Source organism: Pseudomonas peli, from assembly GCF_050563605.1.
Taxonomy (GTDB): Bacteria; Pseudomonadota; Gammaproteobacteria; order Pseudomonadales; family Pseudomonadaceae; genus Aquipseudomonas; species Aquipseudomonas peli_A.
Genome location: NZ_JBNXUH010000005.1, coordinates 230,018 through 253,102, shown reverse-complemented (window position 1 = coordinate 253,102; position 23,085 = coordinate 230,018). Strand labels below are relative to the sequence as shown.

At 63.3% G+C, this 23,085-nt stretch carries 23 protein-coding genes and 2 riboswitches; of the genes, 13 read left to right on the top strand and 10 right to left on the bottom strand.

The genetic code is table 11. From position 1 onward, the window contains the following. Positions 1-43: 43 nt before the first annotated feature. Entirely contained in the window at positions 44-700 is a 657-nt protein-coding gene (locus tag ACQ4LH_RS08230) for a class I SAM-dependent methyltransferase (protein WP_430696753.1), read from the bottom strand. Further along, the gene (locus ACQ4LH_RS08225; RefSeq protein ID WP_430696752.1) at positions 697-1,152 is read right to left on the bottom strand and encodes a YbaY family lipoprotein; all 456 of its coding nucleotides are present in this window, start codon (positions 1,150-1,152) and stop codon (positions 697-699) included. The genes ACQ4LH_RS08230 and ACQ4LH_RS08225 overlap by 4 nt, the downstream gene beginning before the upstream one ends. A gap of 116 nt (positions 1,153-1,268) precedes the next feature. On the opposite strand from ACQ4LH_RS08225, the gene nrdR reads away from it, so the two are divergent. From nrdR to ACQ4LH_RS08160, 13 genes are all read left to right on the top strand, one after another. Then, on the top strand, positions 1,269-1,733 hold the full coding sequence (gene nrdR / locus ACQ4LH_RS08220) for a transcriptional regulator NrdR (RefSeq protein WP_275962057.1): 465 nt from the start codon (positions 1,269-1,271) through the stop codon (positions 1,731-1,733). A gap of 2 nt (positions 1,734-1,735) precedes the next feature. Further along, positions 1,736-2,851 (top strand): bifunctional diaminohydroxyphosphoribosylaminopyrimidine deaminase/5-amino-6-(5-phosphoribosylamino)uracil reductase RibD, encoded by a 1,116-nt coding sequence (gene ribD, locus ACQ4LH_RS08215; protein ID WP_430696751.1) that lies wholly within the window; start codon positions 1,736-1,738, stop codon positions 2,849-2,851. Positions 2,852-2,968: 117 nt separating this feature from the next. Then, a riboswitch (FMN riboswitch) is annotated at positions 2,969-3,128 on the top strand. A 167-nt stretch (positions 3,129-3,295) separates the two neighbouring features. Beyond that, positions 3,296-3,958 carry a riboflavin synthase gene (locus tag ACQ4LH_RS08210; RefSeq protein ID WP_430696750.1) on the top strand — a complete coding sequence of 221 codons (663 nt, stop codon included), beginning with the start codon at positions 3,296-3,298 and terminating at the stop codon, positions 3,956-3,958. 12 nt (positions 3,959-3,970) lie between these two features. After that, entirely contained in the window at positions 3,971-5,065 is a 1,095-nt protein-coding gene (gene ribBA / locus ACQ4LH_RS08205; protein ID WP_430696749.1) for a bifunctional 3,4-dihydroxy-2-butanone-4-phosphate synthase/GTP cyclohydrolase II, read from the top strand. Positions 5,066-5,116: 51 nt separating this feature from the next. Next, positions 5,117-5,593: a 6,7-dimethyl-8-ribityllumazine synthase gene (gene ribH, locus ACQ4LH_RS08200; protein ID WP_087515564.1), complete on the top strand. Its 477-nt coding sequence runs from the start codon at positions 5,117-5,119 to the stop codon at positions 5,591-5,593. Beyond that, positions 5,590-6,081: a transcription antitermination factor NusB gene (gene nusB / locus ACQ4LH_RS08195; protein WP_424482167.1), complete on the top strand. Its 492-nt coding sequence runs from the start codon at positions 5,590-5,592 to the stop codon at positions 6,079-6,081. Before ribH ends, nusB begins: the two co-directional genes overlap by 4 nt. A gap of 177 nt (positions 6,082-6,258) precedes the next feature. Next, positions 6,259-7,227 (top strand): thiamine-phosphate kinase, encoded by a 969-nt coding sequence (thiL, locus tag ACQ4LH_RS08190; protein WP_430696748.1) that lies wholly within the window; start codon positions 6,259-6,261, stop codon positions 7,225-7,227. After that, the gene (locus ACQ4LH_RS08185) at positions 7,220-7,750 is read left to right on the top strand and encodes a phosphatidylglycerophosphatase A family protein (RefSeq protein WP_430696747.1); all 531 of its coding nucleotides are present in this window, start codon (positions 7,220-7,222) and stop codon (positions 7,748-7,750) included. Before thiL ends, ACQ4LH_RS08185 begins: the two co-directional genes overlap by 8 nt. Positions 7,751-7,768: 18 nt before the next feature. Continuing rightward, entirely contained in the window at positions 7,769-8,497 is a 729-nt protein-coding gene (locus tag ACQ4LH_RS08180; RefSeq protein WP_430696746.1) for a substrate-binding periplasmic protein, read from the top strand. 17 nt (positions 8,498-8,514) lie between these two features. Beyond that, positions 8,515-9,162, top strand: a complete 648-nt coding sequence (locus ACQ4LH_RS08175) for a retropepsin-like aspartic protease family protein (protein WP_430696745.1) — start codon at positions 8,515-8,517, stop codon at positions 9,160-9,162. 121 nt (positions 9,163-9,283) lie between these two features. Next, positions 9,284-9,904, top strand: a complete 621-nt coding sequence (gene ribA, locus ACQ4LH_RS08170; RefSeq protein ID WP_430696744.1) for a GTP cyclohydrolase II — start codon at positions 9,284-9,286, stop codon at positions 9,902-9,904. Further along, entirely contained in the window at positions 9,901-10,317 is a 417-nt protein-coding gene (locus tag ACQ4LH_RS08165; protein WP_430696743.1) for an MFS transporter, read from the top strand. The genes ribA and ACQ4LH_RS08165 overlap by 4 nt, the downstream gene beginning before the upstream one ends. Next, positions 10,317-11,114, top strand: coding sequence for a cobalamin-binding protein (locus ACQ4LH_RS08160; RefSeq protein WP_430696742.1), 798 nt, complete (start codon positions 10,317-10,319; stop codon positions 11,112-11,114). The genes ACQ4LH_RS08165 and ACQ4LH_RS08160 overlap by 1 nt, the downstream gene beginning before the upstream one ends. Before the next feature lie 40 nt (positions 11,115-11,154). Here ACQ4LH_RS08160 and ACQ4LH_RS08155 read toward each other — a convergent pair whose 3' ends face one another. From ACQ4LH_RS08155 to ACQ4LH_RS08120, 8 genes are all read right to left on the bottom strand, one after another. Beyond that, positions 11,155-13,065: a TonB-dependent receptor gene (locus tag ACQ4LH_RS08155; protein ID WP_430696741.1), complete on the bottom strand. Its 1,911-nt coding sequence runs from the start codon at positions 13,063-13,065 to the stop codon at positions 11,155-11,157. Positions 13,066-13,165: 100 nt separating this feature from the next. After that, positions 13,166-13,379: riboswitch (cobalamin riboswitch) on the bottom strand. Between the two features lie 66 nt (positions 13,380-13,445). Next, the gene (gene dxs, locus ACQ4LH_RS08150; RefSeq protein ID WP_430696740.1) at positions 13,446-15,344 is read right to left on the bottom strand and encodes a 1-deoxy-D-xylulose-5-phosphate synthase; all 1,899 of its coding nucleotides are present in this window, start codon (positions 15,342-15,344) and stop codon (positions 13,446-13,448) included. A 94-nt stretch (positions 15,345-15,438) separates the two neighbouring features. Further along, on the bottom strand, positions 15,439-18,726 hold the full coding sequence (locus ACQ4LH_RS08145) for a carboxyl transferase domain-containing protein (protein ID WP_430696739.1): 3,288 nt from the start codon (positions 18,724-18,726) through the stop codon (positions 15,439-15,441). Between the two features lie 191 nt (positions 18,727-18,917). Then, positions 18,918-19,805: a (2E,6E)-farnesyl diphosphate synthase gene (gene ispA, locus ACQ4LH_RS08140; protein WP_430696738.1), complete on the bottom strand. Its 888-nt coding sequence runs from the start codon at positions 19,803-19,805 to the stop codon at positions 18,918-18,920. Then, entirely contained in the window at positions 19,802-20,047 is a 246-nt protein-coding gene (locus ACQ4LH_RS08135; RefSeq protein WP_160016186.1) for an exodeoxyribonuclease VII small subunit, read from the bottom strand. The genes ispA and ACQ4LH_RS08135 overlap by 4 nt, the downstream gene beginning before the upstream one ends. A gap of 100 nt (positions 20,048-20,147) precedes the next feature. Further along, positions 20,148-20,603: a DUF2214 family protein gene (locus ACQ4LH_RS08130; protein ID WP_430696737.1), complete on the bottom strand. Its 456-nt coding sequence runs from the start codon at positions 20,601-20,603 to the stop codon at positions 20,148-20,150. Between the two features lie 28 nt (positions 20,604-20,631). Then, positions 20,632-21,660: a GGDEF domain-containing protein gene (locus ACQ4LH_RS08125; RefSeq protein WP_430696736.1), complete on the bottom strand. Its 1,029-nt coding sequence runs from the start codon at positions 21,658-21,660 to the stop codon at positions 20,632-20,634. Next, positions 21,647-23,017, bottom strand: a complete 1,371-nt coding sequence (locus ACQ4LH_RS08120; RefSeq protein WP_430696781.1) for an MATE family efflux transporter — start codon at positions 23,015-23,017, stop codon at positions 21,647-21,649. The genes ACQ4LH_RS08125 and ACQ4LH_RS08120 overlap by 14 nt, the downstream gene beginning before the upstream one ends. Positions 23,018-23,085: the final 68 nt, after the last annotated feature.

Below are 23,085 nucleotides of genomic sequence, written 5' to 3'. Positions count from 1 at the left end.
ATGGACTATAAATGCGGGCTAGGGCTGGCGGATACAAGGGCTGCTAGCTGCGTTCGGCGTGGTACAGGCTGACATGACGAAACTCAGCCGGCTCTGCCAGGTCCGGCCAGGTACAGGCCTCTAGCACGCCGAGGCGCTGATACAGCGGGTGCTGAAAGTCGCGCACGCGTGAATCTGCCACCAGCGCTTCACGTCCACGACTGAGGAACTGGTCGAGCAGCGGCAGGTTGGCGCGGTCGTATAGCACGTCGGCGACGATAATCAGGTCGAAGCGGTCAGCCTCGGCAAAGAAGTCTGCGGAGTAGCTCAGCTGCACATTGTTGAGTGCGGCATTAGCCTGACAGGATGCAAGCGCTAATGGATCAAGGTCACAGGCCACTACTTCCAGCGCGCCGGCTTTGGCTGCCGCAATCGCCGCCACACCTGAGCCCGCACCGAAATCCAGCACGCGCTTGCCGCGCACCCACTCAGGGTGCTCGGCCAGCCAGCGCGCCAGGACCAGCCCGCTGGCCCAGCAGAAGCTCCAGTAGGGCGGTTCTTCGAGGATCAGGCGAGTTTCTTCCGGGCTGAAGCAGCGGTCCATGTTCGCCGGATCGATCAGCCACAGCTTGATCTCCGTGCCGGGCAGGGTTTGCGCGCTGAGCTGGGCGTCACCCAGTAGTTCGCTGAGCGCAGCCTGCAGGGCGGCCGGTGCTGTCATGGCGCAGGTACCAGGCGCAACTCCCCGAGGTTCTGGGTTTCGCCGCGGGCAATCGGTTGCTCGGGCAGGCGCAGAATCAGCCGGCCAGCCTGATTGGCGCGGCCATGCAGCTCGATGCGGCTGTGTTTGTTGAAGGTTTCCGGGTTGAACGGCAGGCGGAACGCTAGCGGATTACCAGTGCCGCGCAGCTGGATATTGCCCAGCAGCGCCTGCGGCCGGCCGCGCTCGTCGACCGCCAGCAGGGCCAGCTCGACATCCGCCTCATTGGGCACATTCAACAAGCTGCCGCTCAGCTCGCGCTGATAGGCCGGCAGCGGCGCGGCTTCGGCCGGGGCCTGAACCGGTGCGGGCGGGGTGGGTTTGGCGGGCGGCGGGCTGTCGCTGGCGCAGGCGGTCAGCAGAGCGATCAGGCTCAGTAAAATCAGCGGTTGTAACGGCGTAGGGTTTTTCATCGTGGCTATCAACTCCGCTGGTTTGCATGGGCGCCTGTATACCGCAAACCCCTCGGCTTGTCTTGCCTGCGGGATGCGCTACCATGGCCTCTTTCGTTCTAAGGCTAGCTTTATTTATGCATTGCCCTTTTTGCGCCGCCAATGACACCAAAGTGATCGACTCGCGCCTGGTAGCCGAGGGTGAGCAGGTGCGTCGTCGGCGTGAATGCCTGGCCTGTGAAGAACGCTTCACCACCTTCGAGACCGCCGAGTTGGTGATGCCGCGTCTGATCAAGCAGGACGGCAGCCGCCAGCCCTTTGATGAAGACAAGCTGCGCGCCGGCATGCAACGTGCGCTGGAGAAGCGCCCGGTGAGCATTGAGCGGCTGGAAGCGGCCATCGCCCATATCAAACACAAGCTGCGCGCCACCGGTGAACGCGAGATCAAATCGCTGGTACTCGGTGAGTTGGTGATGGGCGAGCTGCAGAAGCTCGATGAAGTGGCCTATATCCGTTTCGCTTCGGTGTACAAACGCTTTCAGGACCTCAACGAGTTCCGCGAGGAAATCGACCGTCTGTCCCGCGAACCTGCCAAAGGTTGACGATGAATTCAGATCACGCCTTTATGGCTCGCGCGCTGGAGCTGGCCCGTAAAGGCCTGTACTCCACCCACCCCAATCCGCGCGTTGGCTGCGTGATCGTTCGTGATGGGCGCATCGTTGGCGAAGGCTGGCATGCCCGCGCAGGCGAGCCCCATGCCGAAGTACACGCGCTGCGCCAGGCCGGCGAAAAGGCCCGTGGCGCGACGGCCTACGTCACCCTGGAGCCCTGCAGCCATCACGGGCGCACGCCGCCGTGCGCCGATGCGCTGATCAATGCCGGGATCACTCGCGTCGTAGCCGCCATGCAGGACCCCAACCCGCAGGTTGGCGGTGATGGCCTGCTGCGTTTGATGCACGCGGGTATCGCGGTGCAGAGCGGCGTACTTGAAGCCGAGGCGCGCGCGCTGAATGCTGGGTTTATCAAACGAATGGAACAAGGCCTGCCGTTTGTGCGGGTCAAGCTGGCGATGAGCCTGGATGGGCGTACCGCCATGGCCAGTGGCGAAAGCCAGTGGATTACCGGGCCTGCCGCGCGTGCTGCTGTGCAACGCCTGCGTGCGCGCTCCAGTGTGGTGTTGACCGGTGCCGATACGGTGTTGGCCGATGATGCACGGCTGACCGTGCGCGCCGACGAACTCGGTCTGGGCGCCGAGCTGAGTGCCCTGGCCCAGGCCCGGCCGCCGCTGCGGGTGCTGGTCGATGGACGCTTGCGCGTGCCGCTCAGCGTGCCGTTCTTCCAGGCTGGTGCCGCCATGGTGGCGACCTGCGCGGCGGCCTCGGCACGTGATCGCTATCTGGACGATGGACATGAACTATTGGCCGTGCCGGGCAGCAACGGGCATGTTGACCTGCGTCGGTTGCTGGTCGAGCTGGCCAGTCGTGGCGCTAATGAGGTGCTGGTGGAAGCCGGGCCGCGTCTAGCCGGGGCGTTTGCTCGCCTGGGCCTGGTGGATGAGTACCAGCTGTTTGTTGCGCCCAAACTGCTTGGTTCCAGTGCGCGGCCGTTGCTCGACCTGCCGTTGGCGCGGATGGCCGATGCACCCGCGCTGAAAATCGTCGAGATGCGCGCAGTCGGTGATGACTGGCGGATTATCGCGGTGCCACAGCCGGCTGTTTGATGGGCGACTATGAGCGATGACGAGTCATTAGCGATGGCACGCCATTCATCCTGTCGTTTGCCGATGCAGGGCGTCGGCAATTTGTGGTAAAACGCGTCTCGGCTGCGCAAGTAGCCGTAACGTTCTCAGGGCGGGGTGTGATTCCCCACCGGCGGTAATGGCTGCAAGGCCTAGCCCGCGAGCGCTTGTCAGGGTGGTGTAAGCCGCTTGGCAAGGTCAGCAGACCCGGTGTGATTCCGGGGCCGACGGTTAAAGTCCGGATAAAGAGAGAGCGGGATTGCCTCAACAAGGCGCGTTCAGGCGTGCCTCGAAATCCCTATCGATCAAACGCGCCCTGTTTTTTATAAAACAGGAGTTGGTTTAGATGTCTGATTTTTATTCCGTGCCCCGGGCTTCTGGCGTTGTTCGCCAGTGCTTTGCCGTGGGCGCGACGCAGGGGGTGGCATGTTTACCGGCATAATCGAATCGATTGGCAGCATCCGCGCACTGACGCCCAAGGGTGGCGACGTGCGGGTGTATGTGGCGACCGGCAAGCTGGATCTCGCCGACGTCAAGCTCGGCGACAGCATTGCGGTCAACGGCGTATGCCTGACGGCCGTGGAGCTGCCGGGCGATGGTTTCTGGGCCGATGTCAGCCGCGAAACCCTGGCGCATACCGCTTTTATCAGCTTGAAAGCCGGCAGCAAGGTCAATCTGGAAAAGGCGCTGACGCCTACCAGTCGCCTCGGTGGCCACTTGGTCAGCGGCCATGTGGATGGTGTCGGTGAAGTCATCGCCCGCGCCGATAACGCCCGTGCCGTGCAGTTCACCATTCGCGCGCCGCGCGAGCTGGCCAAGTACATCGCCCACAAAGGCTCGATCACCGTTGATGGCACCAGCCTGACCGTCAATGCGGTCAACGGCGCTGAATTCGAGCTGACCATCGTGCCGCACACCCTGGCCGAGACCATCATGGTCGACTATCGCCCTGGCAGTCAGGTCAACCTCGAAGTGGACCTGCTGGCCCGTTACCTGGAGCGTCTGCTGCTCGGTGACAAGGCTGCCGAACCGAAAGCCTCGGGCATGACCGCAAGTTTTCTCGCCGAACACGGCTACCTGAACAAATAAGGAATCGCCAGCATGGCTCTTAACAGTATTGAAGAACTGGTCGAAGACATCCGCGCCGGCAAGATGGTCATCTTGATGGATGACGAGGACCGCGAGAACGAAGGCGATCTGATCATCGCCTCCGAGTGTGTGACCGCCGAACATATCAATTTTATGGCGCGCTTCGCCCGTGGCCTGATCTGCATGCCGATGACCCGCGAGCGCTGCGAAACCCTCAAGCTGCCGCTGATGGCGCCGCGTAACGGTTCCGGTTTCGGCACCAAGTTCACCGTCTCCATCGAAGCTGCAGAAGGGGTGACCACTGGCATCTCCGCTGCTGACCGCGCGCGTACCGTGCAGGCTGCTGCTGCGAAAAACGCCAAGGCCGACGATATCGTCAGCCCCGGTCATATCTTCCCGCTAATGGCCCAGCCTGGCGGCGTACTGGCGCGTGCCGGCCACACCGAAGCGGCCTGCGACCTGGCGCGCATGGGCGGTTTCGAGCCGAGTGGGGTGATCTGCGAGATCATGAACGACGACGGCACCATGTCGCGTCGCCCTGAGCTGGAAGTGTTCGCCGCCGAGCACGGCATCAAGATCGGTACCATCGCTGATCTGATCCACTACCGGCTGATCCACGAACGCACCGTTGAGCGCGTGAGCGAGCAGGTGCTCGACAGCGAACTGGGCCAGTTCAATCTGGTGACCTATCGTGATTCGGTGGAGAACGACGTGCACATGGCGCTGACCCTGGGCCAAATCTGTGCGGAACAGCCGACCCTGGTGCGGGTGCACAACATGGACCCGCTGCGTGACCTGTTTATGGTCAACCAGCCGGGGCGCTGGAGCCTGCGTGCGGCCATGGCCGAAGTGGCCAAGGATGGTAGCGGCGTGGTGCTGCTGTTGGGCAACCCGCTGACCGGCCCGGACCTGTTGGCCCACCTGGAGCGCCAGCTGGGCGGTGAGGCAAAAGTCGCCAATCCGACCACCTACAGCACCGTCGGTGCCGGTTCGCAGATTCTGCGTGACCTCGGCGTGCGCAAGATGCGCCTGATGAGTTCGCCAATGAAGTTCAATGCAATATCCGGTTTCGACCTGGAAGTTGTAGAATACCTGCCCTCCAAATAATCCCAAGGGTCGCCACTGGCGGCCCGGCTCTTTAAATAGACGAGACGCGTTATGACCCTGAAGACCATCGAAGGTACTTTTATCGCCCCCAAGGGCCGCTTTGCACTGGTCGTCGGCCGCTTTAACAGCTTCGTTGTCGAAAGCCTGGTAAGCGGCGCAGTTGACGCCCTGGTTCGCCACGGCGTGAGCGAAAGCGACATCACCATCATCCGCGCGCCGGGTGCCTTCGAAATCCCGTTGGTCGCGCAGAAAGTCGCTCAGCGTGGCGATTTCGACGCCATCATCGCCCTCGGTGCAGTGATCCGCGGCGGCACTCCGCACTTCGAATACGTTGCTGGCGAATGCACCAAGGGCCTGGCCCAGGTGTCCATGGAGTTCGGCGTACCGGTTGCGTTTGGCGTACTGACTGTCGATTCCATTGAGCAAGCCATTGAGCGTTCCGGCACCAAGGCCGGCAACAAGGGCGCGGAAGCTGCATTGTCCGCCCTGGAAATGGTCAGCCTGCTGGCGCAGTTGGAGGCCAAGTGAGCCAGAACGACGGTAACGGGCAGCAGCCACAAGCGCCGAAAAAAGGTCCCAGCACTAAGACCCTCGCGCGCCGTCAGGCGCGCACCCTGGCCATGCAGGCCCTGTACTCCTGGCACATGGCTGGGCAGCAGTTGAACGAGATCGAAGCGCAGTTCCGCGTCGATAACGATTTCACTGCAGTGGACGGTGCCTACTTCCACGAGATTCTGCACGGTGTGCCGCGGCAGAAGACCGAGATCGATGGCGCGTTCGAGTCGCTGCTTGACCGTCCGCTGGACGAGATCGACCCGGTTGAACTGTCGATCCTGCGTCTGTCGACCTACGAGCTGAAAAACCGCATCGATATTCCCTATCGCGTGGTGATCAACGAAGGTATCGAACTGGCCAAAGTGTTTGGCGCCACTGACGGGCACAAGTTCGTCAATGGTGTGCTGGACAAGCTGGCACCGCGTTTGCGCGCGGACGAAGTTCGCGCTAACAAGCGTTAAGGTCTTTTTGGATGCTTGATTTACGATCTTGCGAGCTAGAGTCCTGCAAGGCGCTACGTAGTAACAGCCTTCGGCTGGTCAAAGCAGGCGAGGAGGCGGAGTGTGCTGTAGCACATGAGCATTCCGAGTCTGCTTTTAACGCAGCAGGGCCGACGCGCAGCAGATCGTTGCCATCTCATGGGTGAGTTCGAGCTGATTAGTCACTACTTCGCCGCTGCGTCCTGTGCGCAGGCTGGCGAAGGCGTGGCATTGGGTATTGGCGACGACTGCGCCCTGCTGCAATTGCCGGCTGGCGAGCAGCTGGCAATTTCTACCGACACCCTGGTCGCTGGGGTGCATTTCCCCGAATCGCCTGATCCGTTTTTGCTGGGCCAACGCGCGCTCGGCGTTTCGGTCAGTGATTTGGCCGCCATGGGCGCTGCGCCTGTCGGCTTTACCCTTGCCTTGACCTTGCCCAGTGCCGAGCCGGATTGGCTGCAGGGCTTTGCCCGTGGCCTGGATCAGATGGCGCAGCACTGCGCGATTCGTCTGATCGGCGGCGATACTACCCGTGGTCCTCTAAGTTTGACCTTGACCGTTTTCGGCCGTGTGCCGACGGGTATGGCGCTGACTCGCAAAGGTGCGCAGGTCGGTGATCTGCTCTGTGTCGGCGGTGAGTTGGGCGATGCCGCAGGCGCTTTGTCGCTGGTGCTCGGGCAACGTCAAACCGAGCCAGCAGTGGCCGAGGCGCTGCTGGCGCGCTACTGGTCGCCTATGCCGCAGCTCGATCTGGGCCTGGCGCTGCGTGGCAAGGCCACAGCCGCGCTGGATATCTCCGATGGCTTGCTGGCTGACTGTGGCCATATCGCCGCAGCGTCTGGTGTGGCGCTGCTGATTGAGCAGGCGCAGGTGCCGATGTCTGCCGCCTTGCTGGCATTTGTCGGGGAGTCGGCGGCGCGCCAGTGCGCATTAAGTGGTGGCGATGATTACCGTCTGGCATTCACTCTGCCGGCAGCGAATCTGGCGGATTTGCAACAGGCGGGCTGGCCTGTGCGAGTTATTGGTCGTGTTGTGGCCGGCCAGGGCGTTACTCTGCTGGACTCGCAAGGCCAGCCCGTGCAGCTGCCACGCAGCGGCTATCAACATTTTGGAAGTGCCAGTGACTGATCATCCCAAGCAAGTCCCCGCCGAGTTCGTACCGCCTTCGGTATGGCGCAATCCCTGGCATTTCCTGGCCTTCGGCTTTGGCTCCGGCACCTTGCCGAAAGCCCCTGGCACCTGGGGGTCTCTGGTGGCGCTGCCGTTTATTCCGCTGTTGCAGATGCTGCCGGACTGGGGCTACTGGCTGATGCTCGGCATCACCATGCTGTTCGGCTTCTGGCTGTGCGGCAAGGTGGCGGATGATCTGCGGGTGCACGACCACGAAGGCATCGTCTGGGATGAAATGGTCGGTATGTGGATCACCCTCTGGCTGGTGCCGGACGGCTGGGGCTGGCTGCTGCTAGGCTTTGTATTGTTCCGTGTGTTCGACATCATCAAACCCTGGCCGATTAGCTGGGTTGATCGACACGTGCATGGCGGTGTCGGCATCATGCTCGATGACGTGCTCGCCGGGGTGTTCGCCTGGATGTCCCTGCAGCTGATTGTCTGGGGCTGGGCCAATGGGCTGGCTGCTGCGCTGGGCTGGTAACTCAGAAAGGGATCGCGAATGGGCCGCTGCTGTCGGTGGGTGCTGTGGTCGGTAATCAGCTTTGCCAGCGGTTTGGTTGGCGCGGCTGAGCTGACGCAGATCCGTATTGCCAGCGAAACCTGGGAAGGGCATACCCATGCCGATGGCAGTGGGATGGCCTGGGAGATTTTTCGCGCGGTATTCGAGCCTGCTGGCGTGCAACTGGATATCCAGAGCGTGCCTTACACTCGCTCCATTGGCCTGGTGCAGCGTGGCGCTGCTGATGCCTGGGCGGGCTCCTACCTTAATGAAGTCGAGCAGGGCGTGTTCTATCCGCGCTGGAACTACGACGCCGACCAGATTGCCGCCCTGGGCTTGCGGGATAAACCCATCCCCAGCCTGGATTCCCTCGGCGAGTACCGCTTGGCCTGGATGCGCGGCTATGAATACCAGCGTTATCTGCCAAATTTGCGCCAGTACCGCGAAGTGCTGCGCCGTAGCGGTATCCTCGGCATGCTGGACATGGGCCATGTCGATTTCTATCTCGATGCCCTGACCGAGGTCGAGGATGTGCTTAGCACGGCCAGTCAGCCTGATCGCTACCGTGTTACCCAGCTGACTAAGCTGCCGATCTACCTGGGCTTTGCCGACACCCCGCGAGGCCGAACTCTGGCTGAGCTGTTCGATAAGCGCATGGATAGCCTGGTGGCGAACGGCAGCCTGCGGCCGATTTTCCAGCGTTGGCAGCAACCTTATCCATTTGACTAACCTGTGCGAGACGTTCCATGTACGCCTTGAAAGTACTGTTATTGAGCCTGCCGCTGCTAATTAGCAGTGGGGCGATGGCGGCCACCCAGGTGCGGGTTGTCGGCCTGTTTCCTGGCGCTGCGGTGTTGAATGTTGACGGTCAGCGCAAGCTGGTTAAAGTCGGCCAGGTTGGCCCAGGCGGCGTGGTGGTGGTCAGTGCCGATAGCCGTGGTGCGGTATTGCGTGTCGATGGCGTGGAGCGCAGCTACAGCCTGAGCCGCGAGTACAGCGAAGGCTTTGCCGAGGCGCAGAAGAAGCAACTCAGTGTGGCCAAAGGCATCGGTGGTCATTACTGGGTGGCGGGCTCAGTCAATGGCCAGTCCATCCAGTTTCTGGTGGATACCGGCGCCACCTCGGTGGCCTTGAATGACGAGCATGCGCGTCGCCTCGGGATCGATTACCGAGTGATCGGCGCGCCCTTGCAGGTCAATACCGCCAGCGGTACCGCTCGCGGCTGGCGCGTAACGTTGGACCGGGTCAAGATCGGTGAACTGGAAGTGCTGGGTGTCGAGGCCGTGGTGCTGGAAGGCGGCTCGCCCACCGAGGCCTTGCTCGGCATGAGCTTCCTTAGCCGCGTTGGCTGGAAGGTCGAGCAGGATGTGCTGGTGCTGGAGTCCAAGTACTAGCGCCTGGGTAACCTCGCGTTGGCTCGATCTTTATCATCAATAATTCAGGCTAAGCGGCTGCCAGGGCCTGCTGTTACAATGCCGGCCTGATTTTCCCTGCCCATTTCTTTAGGAGCATCCGGTGTCCGTCGTGTTTGTCGCCGCCTCCCAGCTGCCTACGCCGTTTGGCGTATTCACCATGCATGGCTTTCTCGAAACGGCCACAGGCAAGGAACATGTAGCCCTGACCTTTGGTGATGTGGCCGATGGCGCCCCCGTGCTGGGCCGTTTGCATTCCGAATGCCTGACCGGCGATGCGCTGTTTAGCCTGCGTTGCGATTGCGGTTTCCAGCTTGAAGCGGCGTTGCGCGCGATTGCCAACGAAGGCCGCGGCGTTCTGCTCTATTTGCGTCAGGAAGGCCGTGGCATTGGCCTGCTGAACAAGATCCGCGCCTATGAGCTGCAGGACGGCGGCGCCGACACCGTTGAGGCCAATGAGCGTCTGGGTTTCGGTGCCGATCAGCGTGACTATGCGATCTGCTTGCCGATGCTCGATCACCTCGGCATCACCCAACTCAAGCTGATGACCAACAACCCGCGCAAGGTCAAGGCGCTGGGCGATATGGGCATCAATGTGGCGACCCGCGTGCCGCTGCAGATCGATCACAACCCGCATAACAAAAAATACCTCGCCACCAAGGCCGGCAAACTCGGGCATATGCTCGGCAGCCTGCACCAGGGCGAGGTTGAGGAAAGCCTGTGACGCGCGGCGAAGTGCGCCGGCGGTTGGCGCTAGAGTGGTGGCGGCAACTGGCCGTGACCCTGGTGCCGCTGTTTGTGCTCAACCTGCTGTTTGGTGCCGAGCAGAAAACCGGCCTGCTGACCATGCCGCTGTTTATCGCCGGCCTCGCCTCGATGTTTGTCAGTCTGCCGCTGTTCAGCGCCTACAAACGTGCGCTGGTGGCCACGGAGAAAGCCCTGGATACAGCAGATGAACACGATGCCTGGCTGGAACTGGCGCGTGTACGCCGCCTGGCCTTTCTCGGCGCGGCGCTGCCGGCCTGGATCGCTGCCATTGCAGTATTTGCCGGGCTGGAGGCGATTCCGCTGATCCTTCTGGCGATTTCCAGCATCGTTCTGCTTTATCTCTACCGCATTCCTCGCCAACTCGGTTGATGCGTACCGCCGCACTCTACCTGCTGCTGTTGCTGGCGTTGCCCGCAACAGCGGTCGAGCGGGTGGTGACCTTGGCACCCTCCCTGACTGAAATCATGCTGGAGCTGGAAGCGGGCGAGCTGCTGGTCGGCCTGCTCGATGGCGGTGAGCGCCCGGCAGCGGTCGCGCAGCTACCTTCTGTTGGCCGTTACGGCCAGCTTGAATTGGAAAGCCTGCTCGAACTGCAACCCGATCTGGTGCTGCTCTGGCCCGACAGCATCAGTGGTGCGCAACGCCAGCAGCTGCAGCGTCTGGGGATTCCCTTGTTGATCGCCGAACCACGCAAGCTTGCCGACCTGGCGGAGAACTTCGTCGAAATCGCCACGCGTATCGGCCGCGCCGAGCAGGGCCGGCAACTACAGCAGCAATTCAATAGCGGCCTGGCTGCGTTGCGTCAGCGCTATCAGCGTGAACAGCCGTTGCGTCTGTTCTATCAGGTCTGGGATACGCCGCTGTACACCATCGGTGGGCAGCAGATCATCAGCGACGCTCTGCGTGTCTGTGGCGCGGCAAATGTCTTTGCCGAGCTCAACTTGCCGGCGCCGCAGGTTAGCGTGGAGGCGGTGCTGCAAGCGAACCCTGAGGTGATACTGGCCGGCGTGCAAGGGCAGCTGGACGCCTGGCGCATCTGGCCGGGTGTTGCGGCGGTTGAGCGTAAGCAGCTGTGGCTGGTGCCGGATGCGGGGCTGGAGCGACCGAGTTTTCAGATGCTTGGGGCTGTGAAGAAACTCTGCCAGCAATTGCAGCGGGCACGCTGATTAAAAAGGGGGCCTATGGGCTAGGCCCCGCTCTTGATGGTCAGAAGCGATAACCCAGGCTGAGCTGTACGTCTTCTTCGGTGGCGGCATAGAGGCCTTTGCCACCCGGTAGCCAGTCGGCATAGGAGGCGTAGCTGTCGTAGCGCTTGCCGGTCAGGTTGTTGACGCGCAGCTTGGCGTTGAACTGCTGGTAGTCGTAGTTCAGGCCAAGATTGAACAGGGTGTAGCCACCTTCGCGGCCCAGGGCATGACCGTCGTCGCCAGCCAGGTAGCGCGGCCCGGTGTAGTTGCTCTCCACGTAGCCTGTCAGTCCTTTCAGCAGTTGATAGCTCAGGCTCATGCCGGCTGTATGTCGCGCGACCCAGGGCACGTCGTGGCCCTCGAATGCGCCGGCGCGGTAGCGGGCGTCGGTGAAGCTGTACTGTCCATTAAGGCTCAAACGCTCAGTGAGCTGGCGCTGGCCTTCCAGCAACAGGCCATCGCGGCGAGTCTGGTCCAGGTTGATGGTGACGAAATTGAGCGGGTCGAACAGCAGCTCATCCTCCAGGTCGAGGCGGTACAGGCTGAGTTGATAGCGTTGAACGCTGTCCTGCCATTCGGCCCCCGTTTCCCAGGATGTTCCGGTTTGTGGTTTGAGGAAGTCGACGTCCGGCAGGGTAAAGGCGTTGTCTTCAACATTGGCGAAGCGCAGTACGTCTTCGCGTTTGAGAAACAGCCGGACGTGGCGGGCGGCTTGCCAGTTGAGGCCGATGCTGCTGCTGTCTTCACGGTCGGTATGGGCGCGCGCCACCGCGCTGTCGCGGTCTTCCGCCTCACTGGTGCGGTAGCCCAGGGTCAGCGTGAGATCCCGATACAACGGTTGGCTCAGTTGGCTGTACCAGTCGCGCAGCGTCTGGCTGGAACGGGTGTCGCCAAACACTGAGCTGAGTTCGTAATCGCTGCTGATGTGGTCGTGGCCCAGCAGCCACTCACCACGGCCGAAGTCACTATTCCAGTGGCCGGTCAGGCGCGGGCTGAGGCTTTCCACCCGAGTGCCTTGGATAAAAGGTGAGGCGAACAGGGCGCCGACGCCATCGCTGTCGCGGTAGCTGTAGTCGAAGTCGGCGGTCCAGTGCGTGCCCAGACTCTGCTGGAAGGCCAGGCGCTGTACTTGGGTCTTGCTGTCGTTGAAATCCTGTGGCGAGCCTGCGGCTTTGCGGTCGGCGCGGCGTTGCGCCTCGGTCAGGCGGCCTGGGTAGCGCAACTCGTCATCGATGCTCTGCTGCTCGTACAGCGCCCAGCCATTGTCATGGTCGTAGCGCAGGCGGCCAAAGGCATTGCTGTAGCTGGCATTGTTGTTGTCGCGATATCCATCAGTATGTCGGGACTCGCCGCTGCCGTAGAGCGAGAAGCCGTGCCCCAGCTGTTGGTTGAAATGCCCACGGTAGGCTTCCAGATCGTGGCTGCCGCGACTGGTCTCAAGGTAGCCTTCATTCTCGCTGGGCTGACGGGTGATGATATTGATCACCCCGCCCACGGCCTGGTCGCCGTACAGCACGCTGCCGGCGCCGCGGATAATCTCGATTCGTTCGATATTGCTCAACGGCACGCTATTGAGGTTGGCGGCTTCCTGGCTGGGGTTGTTCAACCGGCGGCCATCCACCAATACCAGGGTGTTGTTCGCCGCATTGGCACCGAAGCCACGAAAGCTCAAAGAAACCCGATTGCCGTCACCGAGCGTGTCTTGAATCTGCAGCCCCGCCTGGGTGCGCAGCACATCCACCAAGCTGCTGGCAGCGCTGATTTCGATCTGCTCACGGCTGATCACGGCGACGCTGGCCGGTGCCGGGATTTGCAGCGGGGTGGCGCGTGTAATCACCAGCGGCTGGGCTTGATAGGGCTGCGTCGCTTCGGCAGCCAGCGCCAGGCCAGGGGCAAGCGCCACAGCCAGGGCAAGACGGGACAATTTCACGTAGAGAATCCTCAAAAGGTCGAACGACTTTTGAGAAGGGCAGGGGCAAGAACGGGCGCGCGGGCGCAGCCTGAGCTTGACGGTGATGCCCTCCGCAACACCAGTCACATCCAGCAAGGCCGGTCTCCGGGCTCTCGACGTGCGCCGCCTCGCCTTCCCGGGATAACCCAGTGGCGTTGAGGTGACGTGCAGAACGGCTCTGCGGTCGATTACCGTTGCGGGGGCAGCGCCGGGATGGTTCGTAAAGAACGCACCGGCTTCCCGTTTAACGCCGCTTCAACAGGAAGGGGCGCACCTTGGCGGAAGTAAAACGCCGCGCACCTTAATGCGCGGTTGGATGAATTACAAGCAAGCCTGACTCAGCTCTGGATGAGCGGTATTCACGCAGAAAGGCTGGCGAGGCGCGCGCGGATGGCGGCTTCTATGCCGGCGGCATCCAGCCCGCATTCGGCGAGCATTTGCGCCGGTTTGGCGTGTTCAACGTAGTAGTCCGGCAGACCCAGATGCAGCACTGGCTTGAGGATGCCGGCGTGAGCGAGAAACTCGCTGACCGCGCTGCCGGCACCGCCCATCACGCTGTTCTCTTCGATGGTCACCAGCAGCTCGTGGCTGGCGGCCAGCTGGCGTACCAGGGCCTCATCCAGCGGTTTGACAAAGCGCATGTCGACCACAGTGGCATCGAGTGCGTCGCCCACCTTGAACGCTTCACTCAGCTGGACGCCGAATACCAGCAGGGCCGCTTTGCTGCCTTGGCGACGGACGATGCCCTTGCCGATTTCCAGTGGCTCCAGCCCCGGCTCGATGGCCGCATTCGGGCCGCTGCCACGCGGATAGCGCACGGCGGCAGGGCCGTTGAACAGGTGGCCGGTGGTGAGCATACGGCGCAGCTCGTTTTCATCGCTGGGGGTCATCACCAGCATGTCGGGGATGCAGCGCAGGTAGGAAATATCAAAGCTGCCGGCGTGGGTCGGGCCGTCTTCGCCGACCAGGCCGGCGCGGTCAATGGCGAACAGTACGTCGAGGTGCTGCACCGCCACGTCGTGAATCAACTGGTCATAGGCGCGTTGCAGGAAGGTCGAATAGATCGCCACCACTGGCTTGGCGCCGTCGCAGGCCATGCCGGCGGCCAGGGTCACCGCATGCTGTTCGGCGATGGCGACGTCGAAATAGCGCTCGGGGTAACGTTCACTGAACGCCACCAGATCAGAGCCTTCCTTCATTGCCGGGGTAATACCGACCAAGCGCGGGTCCTGTGCGGCCATATCGCACAGCCATTGGCCGAACACGCTGGAGTATTTCGGGCCGCTGGCTTGCTTGGGTTGTGCAGCTGGCGCGTTGATCGGCTCCAGCTTGGTGATCGCGTGATAGCCAATCGGGTCGGCCTCGGCCGGGGCGAAGCCCTTGCCCTTCTTGGTCACCACATGCAGGAACTGTGGGCCGTCGAGGTCGCGCATATTGCGCAGGGTGGCGAGCAGGGTCGGCAGGTCGTGGCCGTCGATCGGGCCGATATAGTTCCAGCCCAGCTCCTCGAACAGGGTGCCCGGTACCAGCATGCCCTTGGCGTGTTCTTCGGTCTTGCGCGCGATTTCCCAGGCACCCGGCAGGCGCGAGAGGATCTTCTTGCTGCCCTCGCGCATGCTGGCGTAGGTGCGGCTGGAGAGGATCTTGGCCAGGTAGTTGGACAGGCCGCCGACGTTCTTGGAGATCGACATGTCGTTGTCGTTGAGGATCACCAGCATATTGGCGTTGACATCGCTGGCGTGGTTCAGGGCCTCGAAAGCCATGCCAGCGGTCAGTGCGCCGTCGCCGATCACCGCTACGCTCTTGCGCTTGCTGCCTTGGATACGTGCCGCGATAGCCATGCCCAGTGCCGCGCTGATGCTGGTGCTGGAGTGGCCGACGCCAAAGGTGTCGTACTCACTCTCGCTGCGTCGTGGGAAGGCGGCGATGCCGTCCTTCTGCCGCAGGCTGCCCATCTGTTCGCGGCGGCCAGTGAGGATCTTATGCGGGTAGGCCTGGTGGCCCACATCCCACACCAGGCGATCATCAGGGGTGTCGAAAACGTAATGCAGGGCCACGGTCAGCTCGATCACGCCGAGGCCCGCGCCGAAATGCCCGCCGGTCTGCCCGACCGTATACAGCAGGTACTGGCGCAGCTCGTCGGCCAGGGTTTCCAGCTCGGCTTCGCCCAGACGGCGCAGCTCGTCCGGCGTATTGGCACGGTCTAGAAGGGGCGTCAGCGGGCGCTCACGGGGAATCTCGTGGAAGGTCGTCGGCATCAGGCAGATCGTTATAGGTGTAAAAGATGCGGCAGTTTACCCGAAGCGCCGGAAACTGCCCAAACATGGTTCGGCCAGTCCAGCATCCTGCGGATTACCAGGTATCGACGCTGCGCTTTTTACCTTCACGCGGCGCGGGCTTGGGCGTGGCGTTGAGGCCGCGCAGCAGCCAGGCGCGGGTTTCCACGGGGTCGATCACCGCATCGATCTCGAGAAAGCTGGCCATATTGATGCCCTTGCCGTTCTGGTAGGCCTTGGCCACCAGCTTGTCGAACAGCTGCTGACGCGCGGCGGGCTCTTCGATGGCCGCCAGTTCCTTGGCAAAGCCTAGGCGAACCGCACCCTCCAGACCCATGGCGCCAAACTCGGCGCTGGGCCAGGCTATGGTAAACAGCGGCGAATGAAAGCTGCCGGCGGCCATGGCCTGGGCACCCAGGCCGTAGCCCTTGCGCAGCACCACGGTAAAGAACGGCACCGTCAGGCTGGCCGCGGCGACAAACATGCGCGACACATGGCGCACCGTGGCCTGTTTCTCCGCCTCTGGGCCGACCATAAAGCCGGGCGTGTCGGACAGCGACAGCAGCGGGATATCGAAGGCGTCGCACAGCTGCATAAAGCGGGCAGCCTTGTCGCCGGCCACTGCGTCGATGGCCCCGCCGAGGTGCGCGGGGTTGTTGGCCAGCAGGCCAAAGGGCTTGCCTTCGATGCGGACAAAGGCAGTGATCAGCCCTGGGGCGAACTGGCGGCGCAGCTCCAGCACCGAGTCGCGGTCGGCCAGGGTAGCGATCACCTGGCGGATGTCATACACGCGCAGGCGGTTTTCCGGAATCAAGTGGCGCAGCTGGCGTTGATCGGCGCAGTCCCACTCGCTTAGCGCGCCCTGGAAGTAGCTTAGGTACTGCTTGGCCACGCGCACCGCCTCGGCTTCGTCGGCCACCTGCACATCGATCACCCCGTTCGGCCCCTGCACGCTGACCGGGCCAACCTGCTCCGGGGTAAAGCTACCGAGGCCGCCGCCTTCGATCATCGCCGGGCCGGCCATGCCGATAGTCGCGTTGTCAGTGGCAATAACCACATCGCAGCAGCCAAGCAGGGCGGCGTTGCCGGCAAAGCAGCGGCCCGAAACCACGCCCACCAACGGCACCAGGCCGGAGAGCTTGGCCATGCCGACAAAGGTGTGGCAGTCCAGCCCGGCCACGCCGACGAAATCGGTATCGCCCGGTCGGCCGCCGCCACCTTCGGCGAACAGCACCAGTGGCAAGCGCCACTGCGCGGCGAGGCCGAGCATGCGGTCGGTCTTCTTATGGTTCATCACGCCCTGGGTGCCGGCGAATACCGTGTAGTCGTAGGCGATGGTCATGCAGCGCGCGGCCTGGCTGCCGAACGCCGCGGCGTTGACCGTGCCGGTGCCGGCAACCAGGCCATCGGCCGGGCTCTGTTCTATCAGCTCTTCCAGCGAACGCCGGCGCCGTTGCGCGGCAATCGCCAGGGCGCCGTACTCGTTGAAACTGCCGTCATCCAGCAAGTCCGCCAGGTTCTCGCGCACGGTGCGTTGGCCGGTCTTGCGTCGTTTGGCCACGGCCAGGGGGCGGCGCTCGTCGCGGGCCACGGCGTGGCGTTCGAGCACTTCGGCCAAGTCCGCACGGATATGATCGAGGTCCAGGCTCTGTTCGCTCTGGCTGGCGGCCGCGTCGACTTCGGCAGGTTCCATAAACAGCAGCGGCTGGCCTTCATTGAGCGCGCTGCCGACCTGCACGGCCAGTTGGCGGACGATGCCGCTATGACTGGCAGTGACGACAAACTCCATCTTCATCGCTTCCAGCACGGCGATGCTCTGGCCGATGGCCACGGCATCGCCTTCGACTACGTCCAGGCTGACCACCACGCCGGTGCTGTGGGTCAGCAGCGGAAGGCAGCCTGGCGGCGCGTCCGCTACCGGCTCGGCGTCTTGGCTGGCCGCCTGCGCACCGACAAAGAAGTGATGCGGGTGAGCCTGGGGCTGTGCGGCCAGCAGCTCGCTTAGCTGGCTTTCGACAAAGCGTGTGGTCAGCTGATAGCTCGCCACCTGCGGCAGGCGCAGCAGGTTCTGCAGCAGATGCAGATTGCTCGCCACACCTTCCAGGCGGAATTCGCAGAGCCCGCGGTAGGCGCGGCGCAGGGCGCTGGGGTAGTCCGGCGCATGGGCGATCAGCTTGGCCAGCAGCGAGTCGTAGCTGGGGCTGACCGGATAGCCGGCGTAGCCATAGCCGTCCACGCGCAGGCCGGGGCCGCTGGGCGGCTGGTAGGCCGTCAGGGTGCCGGCGGCCGGGCGGGTGCTGCCATCGCTGCTCATGCTTTCCAGATTGATCCGCAGTTGCACGGCGCAGCCATTAAGGGCCGGCGGCGTGAGCAAACCCAGCTCGCGCAGGGAGATGCCTGCGGCTAGTTTAAGCTGGGTGTGCAGCAGGTCGATGCCAGTGACCTGCTCGGTGACGGTATGTTCGACCTGAATACGCGGGTTGGCCTCCATAAAGTAGAAGCGCTCGGGCTGCTCGGCATCCAGCAGAAATTCGAAGGTGCCCAGGCCCTGGTACTGCGCCGCGCCGGCTAGCTTCAGCGCGGCCGCGATCATGCGTTCGCGGGTGGCGGCCGGCAGGTCCGGGCTGGGGGCGATTTCCACCAGTTTCTGCTGACGACGTTGCAGGCTGCAGTCGCGTTCCCATAGATGGCTGACCGCGCCTGTGCTGTCGCCCAGTACCTGAATCTCGATATGCCGGGCCTGGCTGACCAGCTGCTCGATATACAGCGCGTTATTGCCAAAGGCGCTGTGAGCCTCGGACTGGCAGCGGGCAAAGGCTTCATCCAGCTCACTGGCAGCGAATACCGGGCGCATGCCACGGCCACCGCCGCCGGCCAGGGCCTTGAGCATGACCGCGCCATGTTCGGCGAGAAAGCCGTGGGCTTCATCCAGGCTGATCGGCCGATTGATCCCCGCCACCAGCGGCACTGCGCAGCGCTCGGCCAGCTCTCGCGCTGCCGCCTTGTCGCCAAATAGCTGCAACACCTCGCTGCTGGGGCCGACGAAGCACAGCCCGGCGGCCTGGCAGCGGCGGGCGAATTCGGCGTTTTCCGCGAGAAAGCCATAGCCCGGATGCACGGCATCGCAGCCCTGAGCTTGAGCGATGGCGATCAGCTGATCCATATCCAGATAGGCCGCCACGCCGCGACCTTTGAGGGCGACGGCGCTATCTGCCTGACGCAGATGCAGGGAGGCGGCATCGTCCTCGGCATATACGGCGACCGAGCGAATACCCAACTCGGCTGCAGCGCGGGCAATACGGATGGCGATTTCGCCACGATTGGCGATCAGCAGGGCGGCAAAGGGCGCGGTAGTAGCGGGCATGGTGGCTCCAGATTTTTATTCTGCAGCCATCTTAGGCGCTCTGCGGGTGAGGTAAACCAAGCCTTAGCGGGTAAGTGTTGAGCTATTGATATGGGTGATAAGGGGCGGAGTGATCTCGGGCATGGCCCGCTCCTACGGAGTGCGGTGATTCGTGTAGAAGCGGGCTTGCCCTCAATGGGCATTGCGCTGCGTTAGCTGCGCCGTTCGACGATATAGCGCGCCAGATCACGCAGCGGTTCGGCGGCCTGGTCGAACGGCCGTAGGGCATGCAGGGCCTGGTCGCGCAGTTCCAGGGCGTAGGCCTTGGCAGCGTCGAGGCCGAGCAGAGCTGGGTAGGTCGGTTTGTCGTGGGCCTGGTCCTTACCTTGGGTTTTGCCCAGGGTGGCGGTGTCGCTTTCCACGTCGAGGATATCGTCCTGCACCTGGAACGCCAGGCCGATGGCGCGGGCGTAGGTGTGCAGGGCTTTGAGTGCGTGGTCGTCGGCCTGGCCGCTGGCCAATGCGCCAAGCTGTACGCTGGCTTCGATCAGCGCGCCGGTCTTGTGTCGGTGCATGATTTCCAGAGCGTTCTGGTCGAGTGTCTGGCCGACTGAGCCGAGGTCGATGGCCTGGCCGCCGACCATGCCGGCCGGGCCAGCCGCGCGGGCCAGGGCGCTGAGCATGGCCAGACGCAGCTCGGCGTCATGCGGGTTGTGCGTGACGTCGGCGAGTACTTCGAAGGCAAGGCTCTGCAGGCCATCGCCGGCGAGAATTGCGCAGGCTTCATCGAAGGCTTTGTGGGTGGTCGGCTGGCCACGGCGTAGGTCGTCATCGTCCATTGCCGGCAGGTCATCGTGAACCAGCGAGTAGGCGTGAATCAGCTCCACCGCGCAGGCCGCTGCATTGGCGCGATCCGGCTCGCCTCCGAGGGCTTCGCAAGCGGCGTAGGCGAGCAGCGGGCGCACGCGCTTGCCACCATTGAACAGGCTGTAGCGCATGGCGGCGTAGAGGCGTTCCAGCTCCGGGCGTGGGCTGCTCAGGAGGGCTTCCAGGGCGGTATCGACGCGGTTCTGGCAGCTGCTCTGGTAGGCCGCAATCATGCCTGCTGGTCCGCGTCGAAGGGGGCTTCCTCCAGCTCGCCGTCGCGCTCCATCAGGATCTGCACTTTCTGTTCGGCCTGGGCCAAGGCAGTCTGGCAATCGCGGGTCAGGCGCACGCCTTGTTCGAAGGCAGTCAGCGAGTCTTCCAGCGACAGCTCGCCGTTTTCCAGACGTTCGACCAGGTTCTGCAGATCGGTCAGGGATTGCTCGAAGTCGAGCGCGGCTTTTTTGCGGGCGGCCATGGCGGATATCTCGAGGTAGATCGGGGAATTGGAACCGGCGCGACACTAGCAGAGCCATGCCGTGCGGGCAAATCAGCGGGGCGTGTGGCAGGTCTGGCTGTCAGCCGATCACGCCATGACCGCGCGCCATCAGTACCGCTAGTAATGGGATGGCGAGCAGCAGCAACAGTTCCAGGCGAATCACCATGATCACCAGGCGCGCCTTGGCTGGGCTGACCTGTGGTACTTCGCCGGCCTTGAGGCTGTTGCGCCAGTTGAGGAAGACAAAGGTCGGCACCACGGAAATCAGCCCGACCAGGATAAACAGGCCGACTTTGGCGTGAAACAGGCTATTGCCCAGGTAGTAGTCCAGACCCTTGCCGTACCACAGCACCCGCGCCAGACCGGTAAACAGCACCACGCCGGCGCAGATGCCGTAGGCGATGTCGGTGATGATCAGGCTGCGTGCGCGGCGCAGGTCCAGCGGCAGTTTGAATTGCACATGCTCGATGCTGAGCAGGGCGAACAGCAGGAAGATCGACAGGTAATGCAGGTAGGCAGCAAGCGCTTGGCCCATGGTGGTGTCCCTTCACGTGGTTGGATGGTCAGTTGGCGAGTTCGACCCGATTGCGGCCATTGCCCTTGGCCTGATACAGCGCCTGGTCGGCGCGGTTCATGGTGGCGCTTGGTGGTTCCTGAGGGGCGCGCAAGGCAGCACCGATGCTGATGGTCAGGTTGAGTTGCAGTTCGTCGATGCTCACCGGCTCCTTGTTTAGCGCGCTGCGAATGCGTTCGGCAATCTGCAGCAGCTCATGCTCATCATGCACCTGCAGCAGCACCACGAACTCCTCGCCACCGCTGCGCGTCACCACATCCTGCGGGCGCACAGCGGCGCTGATGCGTCGTGCGGTTTCCCACAGCACCTGATCGCCCGCGGCGTGGCCGTGGCTGTCGTTGACCTTCTTGAAGTAGTCCAGGTCGCAGAACAGCACGCCGAGCTGCAGGCCCAGATCGTCGGCCTGCTCCTGCTGCCGGGGCAGAAAGTGGTTGAGGCCGGCGCGGTTCCACAGCTGGGTCAGCGGGTCGAGCATGGTCTTGCGCTGTTCACGGCTCAGCGCCGCGCGCAGCTGTGCGGTCTGCTCGCTGACATGGCGCAGTTTCAGGTAGCCCTCGACCAGGGTCGCCATGTCGATAAACAGGCGCACCTGCTGCTCGCTCAGGTGGCCGGGGCGCGGGTCGATCAGGCACAGGGTGCCCAGCGGCTGGCCTTCCTGGGAAAACAGCGGTTGCCCGGCGTAGAAGCGGATCTGCGGGTTGTTGACCACCACCGGGTTGTCGTGAAAACGCAGGTCGTTGTAGGTGTCTTCAACGATCAGTGGCTGGGTGCCGAGAATCGCATGGGCACAGAAGGAAATGGTGCGCGGGGTTTCGGTGATCTCCAGGCCGATGCGCGATTTGAACCACTGGCGGTCATGGTCGATCAGACTGATCAGCACGGTTTTTACCGCGAAGACTTCGCGCACCACGCGCACCAGGGTGTCCAGGTAGGGATCGGCGGGGGTATCGATCAGTTCGTTGTCATCGAGAATCTGCTGACGCAGGACTTCATCGCAGGGCATTTCAGGGCTGAGCATAAGGGGCTCCTGATTGGCTGGGGGCGAACCATTGATCGGCACGGGTCAGGCGGTAAGCATAGCCACCCAGGCAGAGGCTGCGCAGTCCCATAAAACTCAGAAAGGCCAGCCACAAACCCTGGTTGCCCAGCGGTTGCAACGCCCAGGCCAGCGGCAGGCTGAGCAGCAGCGCCAAAAGCATGGCATCGCGCATTTCGCGGGCGCGGGTGGCACCGATAAACAGGCCGTCGAGCAGGTAGCTCCACACGGCAATCAGCGGCAGCAGGGCGAGGTACGGCAGGTAGGCGAACGCCGCCTCGCGCACCACCTCAATGTTGGTCTGCAGGCTGATAAACCAGTGCCCGCCCAGCAGGAAGAACAGCGCAAAGCCCTGGCTGGTAAGCAGCGACCAGCCGCCGGCGACAATCAGCGTGCGGCGCAGCGCGCTGCGATCACGGGCGCCCAGCGCATGCCCGCACAAAGCCTCCAGAGCGTGGGCCAGGCCGTCGAGGGCGTGGGCGGCCAGCAGCAGTCCGTTGAGCAGCAGGGCGTTGGCCGCCACGGTGGCATCGCCCAGGCGGGTGCCCTGCACCGTGATAAGAAAGAACACCGCCTGCAGCGCCAGGGTGCGAATAAAGATGTCGCGGTTTACCGCCAGCAGCGGTCGCCAGTTCAGCCAGCGGCGTAGTGCGGCCCAGTCCAGTGTCCCGGCATAGGCGCGCAGGGCGCGACGGGCCAGGTACAGGCCCAGCAGCGCGCCGCTCCACTCGGCAATCACCGAGGCCCAGGCCGCGCCTGCCACGCCCCAGTGCAGGCCGAGGACAAATAGCAGGTCGAGGGCGACATTCAGCAGGTTGGTGGTCAGCAGAATGGCCAGCGGCCCGCGGGCGTTCTGCGTGCCCAGCAGCCAGCCAACCAGGGCGTAGGTGGCCAGCGCCGCGGGCAGGCCGAGCAGGCGGATATACAGATAGCTGCGCGCCAGTTCATCGAGCTGCGCCGAGGGCTGCATTAGCGCGAGTGCAGCGCTGCTCAGGGGGATGGCCAGACTGATCAGCACGATTGCCAGCAGCACGCCGAGCAGCAAACCCTGCAGCAGCACCTGGCGCAGCGCGCCGCCATCACCGCGCCCCGCCGCCTGGGCGCTAAAGCCGGTGGTGCCCATGCGCAGAAAGCCCACCGCCCAGGTCAGCAAGGTGTACAGGCTGCCGCCCACGGCCACGGCGGCCAATTGGTGGGCGTGCGGCAAGTGACCGATCACCGCGCTGTCGACCAGCGCCACCAGCGGCACCGAAAGGTTGCAGAGGATCATCGGCGCAGCCAGTGCCCACACCCGTTTATGGGTGGGCGTGTGCTGCCAGGCATCGCGTACGGCGTTTATCAAATGCGTTCTCAAACTTGATTAGCGGAGGCTGCAACGAAATGCGCGGGCGCGTGTCACAGGCGGGT